We start from the raw sequence: 16,098 nt of genomic DNA, 5'->3' as shown, positions 1-16,098 counted from the left end.
CGGATCGTGCCGGCTGTTCCGGATCGTGCCGCTTGCGCCGGCCGGACCGCCGCGGGTGCGGACCCTCCGCACCCGCGGCCGGCTTCCCGCCCGCTCCGGGGCGCTACCGGACCGAAGCGACCACCGGGTAGTGGTCGGAGAGGTTCGTGTACGTGTAACCGGTGCCCCAGCTCGACACGGTCCAGGGTGCGCTCTGCTCCTTGACCACCTCGTTCGTCCACCCGGACGGCTGCGCGTGCCCGGTGCGGTGCAGCACGTGGTCGAGGTCCTCGCGGGGGTCGTCGGGGTAGCGGTCGGCGGCGATCGAGTTGTCCCGGGTGTCGAAGGAGTACGGGTGCCCGGTACGGGGGGCGGCGGTCAGGTCCGCGTCGGCGAGCATCGAGGCGTACTCGGAGGAGTGCGAGTCGACGTTGAAGTCCCCTGCCACGATGACCTGTTCGGAGGCCGGAATGTTCTTGGCGTCGAGGAAGGCGTCGATCTGCTTGAACTGCAGACCGCGCTTCGCGGCGGCCTCACCCGCCTTGCACCCGGAGTCCGTCGACTGCGTGTGGGTACCCACGACATGGACCTTCGCACCGCGGACGTCCAGCTCGGTGTACGCGAATCCCTTGTTGGACCAGCTGTCGCTGCCGCAGGCGTCCTTGTAGATGTGCTGCTCCTTGCGGACGATGGGCCACTTGCTCAGCACCGTGACACCCCCGTCCTCCGGAGTCACCGCCGAGTACGCCCCGCTCGTGGCGTCCCAGCCGCTCTTGCTCCGGCCCACCACGGGTGTCTGGTACGGGTACTGGGCGGACGCGTTGCGCAGCAGCGCGTCGGACGCGGAATTGTCGAACGCCTCCTGGAGTACGACCACGTCATTGCCCTGGAAGAACGAGGTCTTCGGTATCTCCGCGGCGCGGTGGTCCTGGCCCCAGTTCGGGTACAGGGTCTTGCTGAAGATGAACGTGTTGTACGTGAGGACGCGCAGCGACGGAGTCCCGGCCGCCGACGCCTGCGGTGCGTTGGCGGCCAGAGTCGCCGCGGCGAGCGCGCCGGCCAGAGTCGCGCCGGAGATACGACGGATCGCGTGATTCGGCACAGGATCTCCTTGTGTGGGGGGAGGGGGTGGAAGGTGGTGCCGCCCATCAAAGCAGGGGGAGTTACCCGTGGGTAGACATCGGATGCCGGCAGACTTGCCGCAACCGTACGAATGGGCGCCGCGATGCGGCCGCCCCGGCTCGACCGGCCCCGCACGGCGACGGAAGCCGATCGGGACCCGTGGCGTTGTGGCACTTGTCGCAGCCCCCGCCACCTGGTCTTCTGTACCACGGGCGCCGTGGGGTGCCCCGGGACGCAGCCTGTCGGCGGGCTGTTCACATCCGGGCGGGCAGGCTCGGCGGAAGCGGGGAGAAGCGTGGAATCGGCGACCGGACGCGGCGCACGGGGCACGCTGCCCGAAGGGCTCGGCGATGCCCTGCGGGCCACCGCGGAGGACATCGCGACGGTGTTGCGCGGAGCCGCGGACACGAGTGTTCCGGTGCCCCGGTCGAAGTGGACCGTGGGGGAGGCCGCGGCACACCTGGCCCAGGCCAACGAGCTGATGGCCGACATCGCGGCCGGCCGGGAACGCCGCTACGGGGACGGCACGCCGCAGAGCCTGGCCGCCGCCAACGAACGGGCGCTCGCGGAGTTCGGCGAGCGGGCCGCCGGGCCGCTGGCGGAGCTGATCGTGAGGCACACCGATGCGTACCTCACGGCCTTCGAACGGTGCGCGACGGACCGCACCAGGACCGGTGACGGGACCGGCGGCCGGACGGGTGGCGAGGCCGGCGGAGGGACCGGTGAAACGGCCGGGACCGTGGTCACGCCGCTGGGGCCGATGAGCCGGGAGGTGCTGGGCTCGTACCTGCTGACGCACATGCTCGGCCATGGCTACGACCTCGCCCGTGCGCTGGGGCGCCCCCACATGATCGACCGCGCACGCGTCGAACTGTCCCTGCCGTTCCTTGTCGCGGCGATGCCGAGGGTCACCGATGCCACCACCACCGCCCGGCTCACCGCCAGTTACGCGATCCGTCTGTGGGGCGGCGCCCGTTTCGGTGTCACGTTCACCGACGGCGCCGTGACCGTCACCCTTCGGCCGCCGGCCCGCCCGGACTGCACCATCCTCATTGAGCCGGTCACCTTCCTCCTGATGGCGCTCGGCCGCATCGGCCCGAACGGCGCCATGGCCCGGGGCCGGGTGTTCGCCCTGGGCCGCAAACCCTGGCTCGCACTCCGGTTCCCGGGGCTGTTCAAGGCACCCTGAGCCCTGAGCCCGCAGCCCGGGGTGTCCCGACCGCTACGCCGGGTTCCCGTGGGACTCCATGAGCTCCTGGTGGGCCGCCATCACGTCCTGGGTGAGCACGGTGGTGATCTCCTCCCGGGTCGGTGTCGAACCGCCCGAGTGCTCGGCGTACAACCGCAGGTCCCGCTGCGCGGCGGCCTTCTGGCACAGCTCACGGGCGAAGCGGGCATTGCCCAGGGTGTCGGCCATGCCGCCGTCCACGGCAGCGGCGAAGAGGTCGCCGAGCGCGGTGGCGGCCGCCGGGTCGGGCACGTCGCCCTGATCGCCCAGGATGGACCGGGCGATCAGCAGCAGTTCCTCCGCGGAGTAGGAGGGGAAGTCGACCCGGGTGTTGAACCGGGACACCAGCCCCGGGTTGGCGGCGAGCAGACCGGTCATCTCCTCGCGGTACCCGGCGAGCACGACCACGAGCCGGTCCCGGTCGTCCTCGGCCCGCTTCAGGAGCACCTGGAGCGCCTCGTCACCGAACGCGTCGCCACCGCTGTACCCGCTGTTGGACAGGGCGTACGCCTCGTCGATGAACAGCACGCCGTTCAGCGCGGAGTCGATGACCTTGCTGGTCTTGATGGCCGTGGATCCGAGGTGCTGCCCGACCAGGTCGACACGCTGGGCCTCGATGACATGGCCGGAACTCAGCAGCCCCAGCCCGGCGAAGACCTTGCCGATGATGCGGGCGACGGTCGTCTTGCCGGTCCCGGGAGGGCCCGCGAAGACGAAGTGCCGGGGCCGGGCGCCGCTGGGCAGACCCTGCTCCTCCCGGAGCGCCGCCATGCGCAGCTGCGCGATCAGTGTGAGCACCTGCCGCTTCACCGGCTCCAGACCGATCATGCCGTCCAGCGCCTGCTGGGCCTCCGCGAGCAGACGGGCCATCTCCTCGCGCGACAGCCCGTCCGCACCGTCCGTCCCCGCCGGCCCGGAGTCCTGCCCCGCGCCCGGAGCGGCCGCCGGGACAGGGGGTACGGGGGCGGGTGTACGGGGCCGCGGGGGTGCCGCCGGGGACGGCGTAGCGGACGGGGAGGGCGCGGAAGGCTCCCCGGCCACGGACGAAGCCGTCGGTGCCGTGGAACGCGCCTGCGCCCGTACGTCCACGTCGAAGAGGCCCGGCGCACAGCGGAACGCGTACTGGTACCGCCTCAGCGCCTCCTCCGGCCGGCCCAGCGACTCCAGGGACCGGCCCATGAAGTACTTGACCTCCGCGTCGAACCGGCTCCCCGACTCCAGCTTCTTCGGCAACTCCGCCAGCACGTTCAGCGCCTCGTGACAGACCCCCTGCGCGAACAGCGCCGCCCCCACGTACAGCTGTGCCTCGTCGTGCAGGAAGGCGTCACGGATCCCCGGGGCGAACCGGAGTACGAGGGCCCAGTCCTCCTTGAGGAAGGCGTACCGCGTACAGACGAACCGGGTCTCGTCGCAGTCCAGTTGAGCCGTGGAGAGCCCGGCCCAGGCCTCGTCGAGCTTCCCGGCGTCCAGCAGCGAGGTCATCGCCGCCACCCACAGGTCACGGGCGTTCTCCAGCCGGAAGGTGACGTAGTGCCCGAGCTGGAACCGGGAGCGCAGCGGCGTCCCGAACCTCGAACGCAGCGCGCCGAACGAGCCGGAGGACCGGACCATCCCGTCCAGTGCCTCCTTCTGGCGCTGTCCGGTCGCGTGCAGCCCCAGCCAGACGTCGGCGGCCAGGGGATCCTGCTCGGCGGCGAACGAGAACCGTTCCGCGGCGGCCGCCTCATTGCCCTGGTTCAGCAGCGCCACCGCCTGCTGCCAAGCCTGCTCGGCCTTCCTGGGCGAACCCCGGTGTGCGGCTCCCTGCACAGTTACTCCCCTCGACGGGCCCCCGGCCCGCGCGCCGACGGCCGACGGGGCTCGCCGTGACGACCTGGAACAACCGCCAGGATATCCAACACGGTGTGGCGTGCGGTGAACACACTCGACGACCGCCCGGCCGCATCCGCGAAAGGACGGCGAAAGACGTCGGGACGCGGTGGACGGGCGGCGACGGGGCGGCGATGCCGAAGCGCCGAATCCGCCGGACGTCGATGAAAAGGTCGCTTTCAGGACAGTTGAACGGCCGTCCCGGGTCAGCCCGTACGGCCACCACCACGATGTCCGGGGGAGACCGGCCCGTCTGACGCTAACGTTGATCCGCACGGTGGCAGCGACGGTGCCGGGGAGGGCGCACCGCGCGGAACACCGGGAACGAGGAGTGCGCGACATGCTCGATCCCACTTCGGTGGCGGCGATTTCGGCGGTACTCGGCGCGGTCGGCTCGGGGATGGCCAACGAGGCCGGCAAATGGGCCTGGGAGTCCACCGGAGGCGTCGTGCGGCGAATCGTCGGCCGTGAGGTCCCCGCACCCGTGGCCCCGGACGAACGGGAAGAGGTCGCCCGCATGGTCCACGACCGGCTGCGCACCGATCCGCAACTCGCCGCCTCCTGGACCGCTTTCGCCACCCGCATGCGCCGCGAGCCCGCCCCGGCCCGGGCGGTGCGGTCGGACCTCCCCGCCTCCATAAGGTTCTTCACGGATCGCAAGGAGGCGATGAAGCAGCTCCAGAAGGAGGCGTCCCGCCGCGCCGACGGGCGGCCCCGGCTCGCCCTGGTGCACGGTCCGGACGGCATGGGCTCCAGCACCCTCGCCGTGCACTTCGGAGCACAGCCCACCCGGCTCTTCCCGGACGGCCAGATCTACGCCGACCTCGGGGGCCGCGGCATCGGCGGCGCACGCGACGCCGGAACCGTACTGCGTGCCCTGCTGCGTCAACTCCGGGTGCCGGACGAGGAGATGCCGACCGGGATCGGCGAGCTGGGCGAGTTCTTCCGCCACTGCGTGGCGGACCTGCGACTTCTGATCGTGCTCGACCACGCGTACTCCGCCTCGCAGGTGAGGCCGTTCCTCACCTCGGCACCCGGCGTGTTCACGATCCTGGTCGCCCGCGCCCCCTTCCCCGGCATCGACGCCGTGCGGGTGCCCGTCGGCCCGCTCACGGACCGGGACGCGGTGCGGCTGCTCACCGACATCACGGACAAGTCCACGGTCGCCGCCGCCCGCGCCACCCTGCCCTCGCTGCTCCAGCGCTGCGGTGGGTCGCCGTACGCCCTGCGCGCCGCCGCGCACCAGCTCTCCGTACCCACGCTTCCGCCTCGTCGCGCCGGGACGGACGACGACCCGGTCCGAGGCGCGGCCGAGGACAACTACCGGCTCCTGGCCCCGGAATCCGCCCGCCTGTACCGGCTGATGGCGCTGCGCGACTGGCCCGCCTTCGACGCCGCCACGGCTGCCCGGACCACCGGTCACCACCCCGGCACGACGGCGGAACTCCTGGAGGACCTGGCCGACCGGATGCTCCTGGAGCGCGGCTCCGGCGCGACCGGCAGCGGTCGCTACCACTACCGCCACGCGGTCCGCGCGCACGCCGAGGCGGCAGCTGTCCGGGACGACGGGATCGCGGCCTGCTCGGCGGCGCTCACCCGCACCCTGAACGCGTACGCGGACCTGGCCGCGTCGGCCGCCCACCAGGCGCTCCCGGAGAGCTGGCGCGTACCCGCGCCCGCCGAGGGCCGCACCGGGCAGACGTACGAGGACCGCGGCGCCGCCCTCGACGCGCTGCTCGCGGAATCGGGCAACCTGGTCGAGGCGGTGCGCTGCGCCGAGGAGTCCGGTGACCCGGAAACCGCCGTACGCCTGTGCCGTGCCCTGTGGCCGCTGCAGCTCAAGGCCGGCCACCACGAGATGCTGCTGCCCGCGCTCCGTATCGGCGCGCGGCTCATCGACGCCCGTCGCGCCACGAGCCTGGACGCCGGAGCCCTCCACGCACAACTGGCCCACTCCCTCACCGAGTTGAAGCACTGGCAGGAGGCGGAGACGGAGGCCCGGGCAGCGGCGCGGGCCGAGGCGGCGGCAGGCCACAAGCGGGGTCACGCCTCGGCCGTCGAATTCCTGGGGCTGCTGAGACTGCGCCAGTGGCGCTACCAGGAGGCCTACGACTGCTTCGAGGAGGCCGGCGGCATCCTGGGCACCATGGGTGGACAGGACGAGGGAACGGGCGACGTGCCGCGTGCCGAGGCACTGCTGGAGCGCCATCGGGGGCGGGCGCTGCGCGGGCTGGGGCGACGTGAGGAGGCCCGGCGGTACCTGGAGACCGCGCAGTCGTACTTCCGGTCGAGCGGTGACACGTACAACACGGCCCGGACCCTCACGGATCTCGCCGAGACCTGGCTGGACGAGGACGACACCGATTCGGCGCGCCCGCTGGTCGAGGCGGCGATCGCGACCCTCGACGGCCAGCGCGCCACGTTCCACCTGGTCCATCTGCGACGCATGCGGGAACGCTGCGTGGCGCCGTAGCCCCGCCGCGTCGCTCCTCAGCCCGCCGAGCCGGACGGCGACAGCGGGACGACGCGCACGCGATGGAGCCGGCCGCCCGTACGCAGGACGAGCTCCTCGGTCACCGCCCGCGCGTGGGCGGTGACCGCCTCCCGGCCCTCCGCGGCCAGCCAGGCGTACAGGGCGGAGGCGTACGCGGCGGGGTCCGTGCCGGCCACGTCCTCCGCACCGGCGTCGGGCACCGCCACCATCCGGAGCGGCTCCTCGCCACGCACCCGCACCAGGCACTCGGACGGGCCGGTCACATAGGCGGCCAGGGAGCAGCCCGGATGCCGGCGGAGTACCTCGGCGGTCCAGATGGACGGCGAACCGAACCGCGGATCGTCGGGTTCGCCCTCCCGGAAGATGACGTCGGCCAGCTCCAGCCGGTCCACCTCGCGGGTGTCCTCGTGGACGGCGACGTGCAGTTCGCCGGCGGGATCCGGTCCGGTCCCGGGCCGCGCCCCCGTCCAGCGGCTGACGGCGATCTCTCCCGGTCCGAGGACCCGGGTCAGTACCTGCAACGGCACGGTGACCGTTCCGGCCTCGTACCCGGGCAGCGGGAGCGGCTCCAGCGACGCGGGCCGATCGGGTTCCGGCGCACCCATCATCGAGTAGAAGAGCCTCCGGAGCCGGGCCGCCGACTCGCCGGGCACGGAGGTGGTGAATTCGGCCGGACCGGGCAACGGCCGGTGGCAGCGGATGAGTTCCCCGATCTGCGCCGACAGGGACGCGTCGGGGTCGAGTCTCGGAGCCTCCCGCATGAACGCGGAGATAGGTGCGTCGGGGTCGAGGGCGTGGAGCGGCACGGCCCCCAGGAGTACCGGAGTGCCGAGGGCGGCCGCGTAATAGGTGACGGATCCGTGGTCCCCGATCACGGCATCGGCCGCCAGCAGGGCCTGCCGCCACCCCGTCAGCGGATCGATCAGCGCCATCCCGCCGCGCCGCGCGCGATCGAGCCAGGCACGGATCTGACCGGGGCCGTGCCCGTGCCAGATGTTGGGGTGCAGCACGGCGGCGAAACGGTACTCGTCCACGGGGAACTCGTCGGCGACCCGGTCGAGCAGCGCGGCGACGACATCTCCTCCGCACCAGCCGTCCCCCGGAACCTCGGTCCCGTCACCGAAGAGCGACTCCGAGTTCCAGGTCGAGTTGAGCAGGACGAGCCGCTGACCGGGGCGTACCCCCAACGCGCGGCGGAAGCGCTTGCGACGGGTGCGTGCGGCGAGGATCCGGTCGAAGCAGGGGTCCCCGGCGAGCACGGCGGTCGGCGCGGCCCGGGGGCAGGCGCTGCGCAGTCGTTCGAGCTGTTCGGGGTGGGAGAGTACGAGGGCGTCCGCGACGGGAGTGCCCCGATCGGACAGCAGCCACGGAGGTGCCAGCCCGAACACGGGCGCAGGCGCCCCCGCCCCCGCCCCAGATCCGGTGTCCGGTGTCGCCAGCCTCTTAGTGTATCCAACACCGTGCGACAGGACGGCCAACTTGCCGGAAAACGCGTCCAGTTGACCGCCGAAGCTGGCGGATACCACCAGGTCTACCGCCGTCTCGACGGCCTGTTCCCACGGCAGTACCGGCACCCCCGTGTCGGCCAGCAGCTCGGCCGTGCCGGCCGCGAACGCGGAGGAGCCCGTGCAGGTCACCAGCAACTGCACTCGCAGATCGTCGTCGAACAGAGGCAGCACATCGAGCAGCCGCGTCGCGGCGGTCACGTTGTGCACGACGAGCAGCACCCGCAGGCACTTCCCCCGGGTCGCCCACCGCGCCGCATCGTCCCCCACCGGCACCCGGACCCGCCCGGCCCGCCCGTACTCCATTCGCACGCCCCTCGTCCGCCCCGGCCCACCCGCGGGCTCCGCTCGCCCGTGCGACCGGCCACGACAGTCAACCAGCACGATCGCCGCGCCGGCCACCGAGGGGGCGTCACACGGCCATCACCACCGAGGACTTGTCCAGCGCGTCGTCGTGCGGAGCACGGCCGTGCCCGCTCCGGCCGCGGTTCCCGAAGACGACGACCCGCAGCAGCACGAACCGTCCGACCCCCGCCAGGGCGGACGCCGACAGATAGACCGTCTGCGCGACCAGCGGCGAGGGCTCCGGCCGCACGGCGAACAGGCAGAGCAGCGCCCCCGTAGTGAACGCGTAGCTCACGGCGACCGTCGCCCCGGACTGGAGATGGACCCGCCACCCCCGGCGTTCGCTACGGAACGAGATCCGCCGGTGCAACTCGGTCGCGAGCACCGTGGAGACGACGGTGACCAGCGCGTTCGCGACGGCCATCGGTATTCGCCCGCTGAGCAGCACGACCGCCGCGCTCGACGCCAGCCCGACCCCGCCACCACACACGACGAACCGCACGAAGGCCGTGGCGAGGGGCCGAACGGCGCGCGTCTGCCGACGCGTTGGGGCGGTCACAGGCGGGCCTCCGGAGGGTCGGGGGGAACGGTGATTCGATTCCACCCCAGAACCTACGGAGTCGGCGCCGTTCGAGCGACCCGATAACGTCCGGGCTCAAGCGGGGGACAAGCGGGAACCAACTCCGGACCGGCACCGGGTGGTGTGCCGGGCGACGGGCTGGGTGACGTATACGGGCATAACTCTTGCGACCCCCAGGTAGGTTAAGGCCATAGCTTGATCGGTTCCGTGTCCGGAGGTCTCCATGAGTGAGCATCAGCCGTCCGTCACCCCTCCCGCTCACCCGGAGCCGGACCGCATCGACACCACCAGGCCGCATCCCGCGCGGGTGTACGACTGGTTCCTCGGCGGGAAGGACAACTATCCCGTCGACGAGGAGCTCGGGAGGCAGATCGCCGCGCTCTCGCCGGACACGAAACGCATCGCGCGCCACAACCGGTGGTTCATGCACCGGGCGATGCGCAGGCTGGCGGGCGAAGAGGGGATACGGCAGTTCCTCGACATCGGCTCCGGCATTCCCACCGAGCCCAATCTGCACCAGATCGTCCAGAGCACGGCGCCCGACGCCCGGGTCGTGTACGTGGACAACGACCCCATCGTCCTGGCCCATGCCGGGGCGCTGCTGAGCGGGACCGCCGAGGGAGCGACGGCGTACCTCGACGCCGATGTGCGGCAGCCGGAGCGGATCCTCGGACTCGCCGCCGATGTCCTCGATCTCGACCGGCCCGTCGCGCTCTCCCTCATCGCCCTGCTGCACTTCGTCGACGACGGGGACGGCGGCGACGAGGGGGAGGGCCGGAGCGAGGGGGCGTACGCGCTGGTGGAGCGCCTGATGGAGCGGCTCGCCCCCGGGAGCTGCCTGGTGCTGTCACAGCTCACCGGTGACTTCGACCCCGAGAGCGTGGCGAAGGGGGTGGCCTCGTACGCGGCGGGCGGTGTGACGCTCGTACCGAGGTCGCACCGAGCCGTCAGCCGGTTCTTCGACGGGCTGGAAATGGTGGAGCCCGGCCTCGTGCCGGTCGTCGACTGGCATCCGGAACTCAGCGTCGGTGAGCTTCCGGTGGAGACGCAGCCGGTGCCGATCTACGGTGCGGTCGCCCGCAAGCCGTAGCGTCCCGGGCACAGGGGCCGGGGGCCGTCCGGAGACGGCCCCCGGCCGTGTGGCGCTGCGCCGGGCGGCTACTTGCGCAGCTCGACCGTGAAGCCGCGTCCGGTGGAGACGGACGGCGTCTTGACCTCCGTGATCCCGGTCGCGGGGTCGGTGAACCAGCCCGACCCGGCCTTCGCGAGCTCCGCCGCCGAGTTCACCCGGTGCAGGCGGCTGTGGCCCATGACGACCTGCGACGGCGCGTGCTCGCCGTGCACGGTGAGGTCGTACGAGCGGGCGGACACCTTGCCCCGGTAACTCCCCACACTCGCACCGATCCTGACGGTGGTGCTGCCCTGCTTGCCGTGGGCGGGTGCCTGGACCCGGACGTGCTGGGTGGCCGAGGCGCCCTCGGCGAACTTCCGCGTCACGCCGTCGTCCTCGTAGAGCGTGTACTCGGTGGAGCCCTGCGGGTGGATGTCGTAGCCGAGCCGGGTCCGGTCCCGGGACTCCCAGGACACGGTGCCCTCGGGCCACATCGGCACGATCGATCCGCCCCTGACGAAGAGCGGCAGGGTGTCGAGCGGAGCCTTGTAACCGTTGACGGTGGTCGGGCCCTGGTACGTCTTCCCTGTCCAGTAGTCGGTCCAGGTGCCCTTCGGCAGGTAGATGCCGTCACGGACGTCCGTGTCGCTGTACACCGGCGCGACCAGGAAGTCGGGCCCGGCCAGGAACTCGTACTTGGCGTCCGGACCGAGCGCCGCCGGGTCGTCGGGATACTCCAGCGCAAGCGGCCGGACCGCGCCGACACCGGTTTTGGTGGCTTCCTTCGACAGGGTGTACATGTAGGGCAGCAGCCGCTCCTTCAGCATCAGGTACTTGCGGTTGATGGAGGTGTACGGCTCACCGTCCAGCCACGGCTGCTGGTCGTGCGGCTGCTTGGTGGTGATGTCACTGGCCCAGCCGTCCATGGTCATGATGGCCGGGAGGAACGCCTTCCACTGAAGGTCGCGGGTGTACATCTCGGGGTCGTGACGGTAGATGCTGCCGACGTCGCCCGTGTTGTACGCGATGCCGGACATGGTCGCTCCGGCGTATGTCGGGATCTGCCAGTGGATGAAGTCCCAGGACAGGCTCTGGTCCCCGCTCCACAGCACACCGCAGCGCTGCGCACCGGCCCAGGACACGGGCAGCCAGACGAAGCCGCGGGCGTCGCTGTTGTTCTCGATGCCGGCCTTGGCCTGGTCGCAGGCGTCCAGCGCGAAGCCGTAGCCACCGCCGACCCAGGCGACGTCCAGCTTGCGGACGCGTACCCCGGCCTTGGCCTCCGCGGCCTCGTCGGGCAGACCGTTCTGGGTCCAGAGCCCGAGCTGGGCGTGGTTCTTGTTGAGCCCCGTACCCGTCTCCGGGAGGTTCTCGTAACCGCAGCCGTAGCCGTCGTTGACGAGCATCCAGCCGAGCGGCATACCGTTGTCGACATAGCTGTCGGAGACCTTCAGCGCGTCCAGGGTGTGGCGCTCGCCCCGGTTGGCGTTGTGGAGGTAGCAGTCGGCCGAGCCGGGCTCCAGCCCGTACACCGGAGGCATGAACGGCTTGCCCACCAGGGAGGTGTACTTGCCGATGACCGTCTTGGTGTCACCGGTGAAGTAGTACGCGTCCAGGCGCCGTTCCTGCTGACCGGTCCTCACCGGGGAGGCGAAGTCGTAGATGCCGGGCGTCATGGTGTTGCGGAACACGCCGTAGCCGGCCGTGGAGAGGTAGAACGGCTGGGAGTTGTTGTAGCCGCCCTCGTTCCAGTTGGTGTTGTTGCCGACGTTCATGGCCCGGTCGCGGTGCGAGAAGCTGCCGTTCTGCTCGCCGCCGCCGAAGAACTGCTCGTCGGCCCCGCGCTTCAGGCTCTGCCGCATGCCGCCGCCGGTCCAGCGCAGTGGATCGGCCTCCTGCCAGACGGCCGTGCGGTTGTCGGCCTTGTAGAGGCCGAAGCGCAACGGCTTCTTGTACACGCGCAGCACCACGCCCTTGGAACGGATCCCGTAATAGGTGCCCGCGTCGAAGGACTTGGTGTGCGGCTGGGCGGTGGGCTGCTGCCGGATCATGTGGCTGTCCTTCGGGTCGGCGAGTACGCCGTCCGGGGATGCCTGGAGCCGCAGCGTGTCGTCGGTGAAGAACTCGGCGCGCGCCTTGAGGGCACCGGCCGCGATCTCGTACCTGCCGTGCGAGCCGCTGAAACCGGTGAGGTTCCCGGCATCGGTGGCCTCGGGCAGATACGCCTTTCCGCTGAAGGAATTGTTGTGCACGTCGTAGGGGACGACCACCACGTGGTACGTCCCGGAAGCCTTCGGGACGACCGCGGACTCGGGGTCGGCGGTGCCCGCGCTGGAGGCCACCTGTTTGCCGGCCGAGTCGTAGATGTACATGTCGAAGTCGTCCGTGGGCGTCTCCCACTGGATGGAGACGGGTACGCCGCCCTCGGGGTTGTCGTCCCACTGGCCCTCGGGTGGGTCGACGGTCAGGTCGAACCGGGCGCAGACCGCGTTCTCGGGGTCCTCGGCGGCCGTGCCGCACTTGGCGGGGGAGTCGACGGTGCCCTTGGCGTAGACCGGGCTCTGCCACGTCACATTCTTTGTGGTGCTGTCCAGGGTGCCCGAGGGCGTCGCCGCGGCCTGTGCCCGCGGGGCGGGGGCGGTCAGGGCGGTGAGTGCGAGGACGATCACCGAGAGCGTGCCGACCGCCGCTTGACCGGGACGTTTCTTGAGTATCCGCAAGGAGTGTTCTCCGTCCGTACCGAACAGTGAAATAGGCAATGTCTGCGCAGACATGATTGGAACTCTGGAGATTCGAGCATCAGAATTCACCGTGCGACCGGTGCATGTCAACGTTCGGTCCGGCGTTCCGGTCGGCGCCCGGGTCAACGTTTCGGAAAGTGCCCGGCGCGGGAATTCGCGGAGGGCTCAGTGGTGGGGCGGGTGGTGGCGGGCCGGTGATGAGGAGTGGGGCGGGGCCATCCCTGTCCTTTTGGTCAGCCATGCTCAGAAAACGGACTCACTGGATCGGAACAGTGGCGAGAACAGTCGCAAATAGTGCCCGAAGGCTCACCGAATTTCCTTATAGTGAAGGCGCGTTGATCAACCGACCACCGCTACGAGCGAAGCCCTCGTCACAGGAGATTCCGTACGATGACGACGCCCGCATCCGCGGTGTCCGGACATCCGACCGCATCCCCGCAGCCCGGCACCGGACGTTGCCCGGCAGGCGCCGGCCGCTCCGCCGTGCCGCTCAGCGGACCCGGATTCCACACGGAACCCCATGTCGTCTACCGCGCCATGCGGAGCGAACACGGTCCCGTCGTGCCCGTCGAACTGCCCGGAGAGGTTCCGGCCTGGCTGGTCATCGGCTACCGCGAACTCCACCAGGTCACCAGCGACGGCGAGTTGTTCCCCAGGGACGTCGGGCTGTGGAACCAGTGGGGGAACATCCCCGAGGACTGGCCGCTGCTGCCGATGGTCGGCCGGCCGATGCCGTCCATCTACTTCACCGCCGGCGCCGAGCACCGACGCCACGCCGCGATGGTCGGGCAGGCGCTCGAAGAGGTCGAGCACTTCGAACTCCGCAGGGACTGCGAGGAGTTGGCGGACCGCCTCGTCGACGGGTTCTGCGAGCGGGGCGCGGCCGACCTCATCGCCGACTTCGCCGTTCCGCTGCCGGTGCTCGTCCTCGCCCGCCTGGTCGGATTCCCCGACGCGGACGGGCCCAGGATCGCCGAGGTGCTCGGGCACCTGGCCGACGGCGGCCCGGGCGCGCAGGAGGCCCATCTGCGGTTCGGCGAGAGCATGCGGAGGCTGCTGGCGGCCCGCCGGGCCTCGCCCGGGAACGACGTGACCTCGCGCATGCTGGCGTACGCGGGGGAGTTCACCGACGAGGAGTACGTACTCGACCTGATGGCCATCACGGCCGCGGGACACCTCACCACCGCCGACTGGATCGGCAACTCGCTCCGGCTGATGCTCACCGACGACCAGTTCGCCGTGGCGCTCACCGGCGGCCGGCACAGCGTCGCCGAAGCCATGAACGAGGTGCTCTGGGAGGAAGGGCCGACACAGATCCTCGCCGGCCGCTGGGCGGCCCGGGACACCCGGCTGGGGGGCCGTGGCATCCGCGCCGGGGACATGCTGCTGCTGGGCCTGGGCGCGGCCAACGCCGATCCGCACATCCGTCAGCACCTCTCCGCCTCCGGCGGGCCGTCCGGTCAGCGCGGCAACAGCGCCCACCTGGCGTTCAGCCACGGCGAGTACCGCTGCCCCTTCCCCGCGCAGGAGATCGCCGAGATCATCGCCCGCACCGGCATCGAGGTGCTGCTCGACCGGCTCCCCGACCTTGAACTCGCGGTCCCCGTACCCGAGTTGGTTCGGCGGCAGTCCGCCTTCCTGCGGGGCATGACCGCGCTGCCCGTCCGGTTCGCCCCCGTCCGTCCAACAGGAGACCCGTCGTGAACTGCCCGCACGCCGCTGCCCGGGGCGCCGCTTCGAGCGGCGCTCCCGTCGTCATCGACCCGCTGGTCCAGGACCTGGACGGAGAGACGGCGCGACTGCGCGCCGCCGGTCCGCTCGCCAGGATCGAACTGCTCGGCGTTCCGGCCCTGACCGTCACCCGGCACGCACTGGCCCGCCAACTCCTCATCGACCCCCGCCTGGTCAAGGATCTCGAAGCCTGGGGACTGTGGCAGCGCGGCGAGGTCACCCATGAGTGGCCGCTGATCGGCATGATCGACGCCGGCCGCTCCATGTTCACCGTGGACGGCGCCGAGCACCGACGGCTGCGGACCAAGACCTCCCAGGCACTCACCCCGCGCCGGCTGGAGGAGATCCGCCCGGACATCGAGAAGTTCACCGAGGAACTGCTCGACGCGCTCGACGAGCGGAGCGGCAGGAGCGAGAACGGTGTGGTCGACCTCAAGTCCGTGTTCGCCCAGCCGCTGCCGATGCGCGTCGTCGGCATGCTGATGGGTGTGGACGAGGCCGAGCACCCCATGCTGATGAAGCGGTACAAGGCGTTCTTCTCCACGCTCACCCCGCACGAGGAACGACTGGCGCTGCTCGCCGAGTTGGACGTGTTCTACGCCGCTCTCGTACGGGAGAGGAAGGCGCGCCCCACCGACGACCTCACCAGTGCGCTCATCCTGGCCGAGGAAGGCGGCGAACCGCTCACCGAGGAAGAGGTGGTGGGCAACCTCAAGGCCATGGTGGCCGCCGGGCACGAGACCACCATCGGGCTGATCCTCAACGCCGTACGGGCCCTGCTCACCCACCCCGACCAGCTCCGCCGCGTCCTGGACGGCGAGATCCCGTGGGAGACGGTGATCGAGGAGACCCTGCGCTGGGACACCCCCACCACCCATCTGCTGATGCGGTTCGCCACGGAGGACATCCAGGTGGGCGACGAGGTGATCGCGAAGGGCGAGGCAGTGGTGATCTCGTATCGCGCCATCGGGCGTGACATCGAGCAGCACGGGGCGGACGCCGACGCCTTCGACATCACCCGGCCGGCTCCGATCCGCCACATGACCTTCGGTCACGGCCCGCACATCTGCCCCGGAGCGGCGCTCTCCCGCGTGGAGGCGGCCGTCGCCCTGCCGGCACTCTTCGCGCGCTTCCCCGCACTGCGGGCGGCCGTCCCGGACGAGGAGGTCCGCAAGCTGCCGGTGATGACGCAGAACGACATGGAGGCCTTCCCCGTACTGCTGCACGGCTGAGCACCTGACCCCCCGTCGGGCACCGCCGTCCGTCGGATAGAGTTCTCGCAGGTCATGAGTTCCAGTGCACAGCCCCGGCTAACTGGACGGCACCCCGCTCCGCTGCGGGTGCTCCGGGTGACGACCGGCCCCGTGCGCAGCGCGCGGGGAACAGCGGACCA

At 71.1% G+C, this 16,098-nt stretch carries 10 protein-coding genes and 1 riboswitch; of the genes, 5 read left to right on the top strand and 5 right to left on the bottom strand.

Annotated features, from left to right (window positions below):
* Positions 1-103: 103 nt before the first annotated feature.
* Positions 104-1,081: a sphingomyelin phosphodiesterase gene (sph, locus tag EES42_RS26545; RefSeq protein WP_124720759.1), complete on the bottom strand. Its 978-nt coding sequence runs from the start codon at positions 1,079-1,081 to the stop codon at positions 104-106.
* Positions 1,082-1,396: 315 nt separating this feature from the next.
* Between sph and EES42_RS26540 the strand changes: the two genes are divergently transcribed.
* Positions 1,397-2,290: a maleylpyruvate isomerase family mycothiol-dependent enzyme gene (locus EES42_RS26540; RefSeq protein ID WP_241196592.1), complete on the top strand. Its 894-nt coding sequence runs from the start codon at positions 1,397-1,399 to the stop codon at positions 2,288-2,290.
* Between the two features lie 33 nt (positions 2,291-2,323).
* Here EES42_RS26540 and EES42_RS26535 read toward each other — a convergent pair whose 3' ends face one another.
* Positions 2,324-4,138: an AAA family ATPase gene (locus tag EES42_RS26535; protein ID WP_241196591.1), complete on the bottom strand. Its 1,815-nt coding sequence runs from the start codon at positions 4,136-4,138 to the stop codon at positions 2,324-2,326.
* A 400-nt stretch (positions 4,139-4,538) separates the two neighbouring features.
* Here EES42_RS26535 and EES42_RS26530 point away from each other — a divergent pair, with 400 nt between their 5' ends.
* Positions 4,539-6,671: a tetratricopeptide repeat protein gene (locus EES42_RS26530; RefSeq protein ID WP_124720757.1), complete on the top strand. Its 2,133-nt coding sequence runs from the start codon at positions 4,539-4,541 to the stop codon at positions 6,669-6,671.
* A 17-nt stretch (positions 6,672-6,688) separates the two neighbouring features.
* Here EES42_RS26530 and EES42_RS26525 read toward each other — a convergent pair whose 3' ends face one another.
* Together EES42_RS26525 and EES42_RS26520 are read right to left on the bottom strand one after the other, a co-directional pair.
* On the bottom strand, positions 6,689-8,503 hold the full coding sequence (locus EES42_RS26525) for a hypothetical protein (protein WP_241196590.1): 1,815 nt from the start codon (positions 8,501-8,503) through the stop codon (positions 6,689-6,691).
* 106 nt (positions 8,504-8,609) lie between these two features.
* On the bottom strand, positions 8,610-9,101 hold the full coding sequence (locus EES42_RS26520; RefSeq protein WP_124720756.1) for a GtrA family protein: 492 nt from the start codon (positions 9,099-9,101) through the stop codon (positions 8,610-8,612).
* A 244-nt stretch (positions 9,102-9,345) separates the two neighbouring features.
* On the opposite strand from EES42_RS26520, the gene EES42_RS26515 reads away from it, so the two are divergent.
* Positions 9,346-10,212, top strand: a complete 867-nt coding sequence (locus EES42_RS26515; RefSeq protein WP_124720755.1) for an SAM-dependent methyltransferase — start codon at positions 9,346-9,348, stop codon at positions 10,210-10,212.
* A gap of 68 nt (positions 10,213-10,280) precedes the next feature.
* Here the strand turns inward: EES42_RS26515 and EES42_RS26510 are convergent, their stop codons facing one another.
* Positions 10,281-13,007 (bottom strand): glycoside hydrolase family 31 protein, encoded by a 2,727-nt coding sequence (locus tag EES42_RS26510; protein WP_241196589.1) that lies wholly within the window; start codon positions 13,005-13,007, stop codon positions 10,281-10,283.
* A 357-nt stretch (positions 13,008-13,364) separates the two neighbouring features.
* On the opposite strand from EES42_RS26510, the gene EES42_RS26505 reads away from it, so the two are divergent.
* The gene (locus tag EES42_RS26505; protein ID WP_124720754.1) at positions 13,365-14,678 is read left to right on the top strand and encodes a cytochrome P450; all 1,314 of its coding nucleotides are present in this window, start codon (positions 13,365-13,367) and stop codon (positions 14,676-14,678) included.
* The gene (locus EES42_RS26500) at positions 14,675-15,937 is read left to right on the top strand and encodes a cytochrome P450 family protein (RefSeq protein WP_124720753.1); all 1,263 of its coding nucleotides are present in this window, start codon (positions 14,675-14,677) and stop codon (positions 15,935-15,937) included. Before EES42_RS26505 ends, EES42_RS26500 begins: the two co-directional genes overlap by 4 nt.
* Positions 15,938-15,987: 50 nt before the next feature.
* Positions 15,988-16,097, top strand: a riboswitch (SAM riboswitch).
* Position 16,098: the final 1 nt, after the last annotated feature.

This window comes from Streptomyces sp. ADI95-17 (assembly GCF_003846175.1).
GTDB lineage: Bacteria > Actinomycetota > Actinomycetes > Streptomycetales > Streptomycetaceae > Streptomyces > Streptomyces sanglieri.
Note: the sequence above shows the minus strand (reverse complement) of the source record. Positions and strands in the feature narration are given on the sequence as shown.

What these genes read in the sequence shown, in the direction of transcription:
- EES42_RS26530 (WP_124720757.1), top strand. Translation starts at nt 4,539, where the DNA reads ATGCTCGATCCCACTTCGGTGGCGGCGATTTCGGCGGTACTCGGCGCG.
- EES42_RS26525 (WP_241196590.1), bottom strand. Translation starts at nt 8,503, where the DNA reads ATGGAGTACGGGCGGGCCGGGCGGGTCCGGGTGCCGGTGGGGGACGAT.
- EES42_RS26515 (WP_124720755.1), top strand. Translation starts at nt 9,346, where the DNA reads ATGAGTGAGCATCAGCCGTCCGTCACCCCTCCCGCTCACCCGGAGCCG.
- EES42_RS26510 (WP_241196589.1), bottom strand. Translation starts at nt 13,007, where the DNA reads ATGTCTGCGCAGACATTGCCTATTTCACTGTTCGGTACGGACGGAGAA.
- EES42_RS26505 (WP_124720754.1), top strand. Translation starts at nt 13,365, where the DNA reads ATGACGACGCCCGCATCCGCGGTGTCCGGACATCCGACCGCATCCCCG.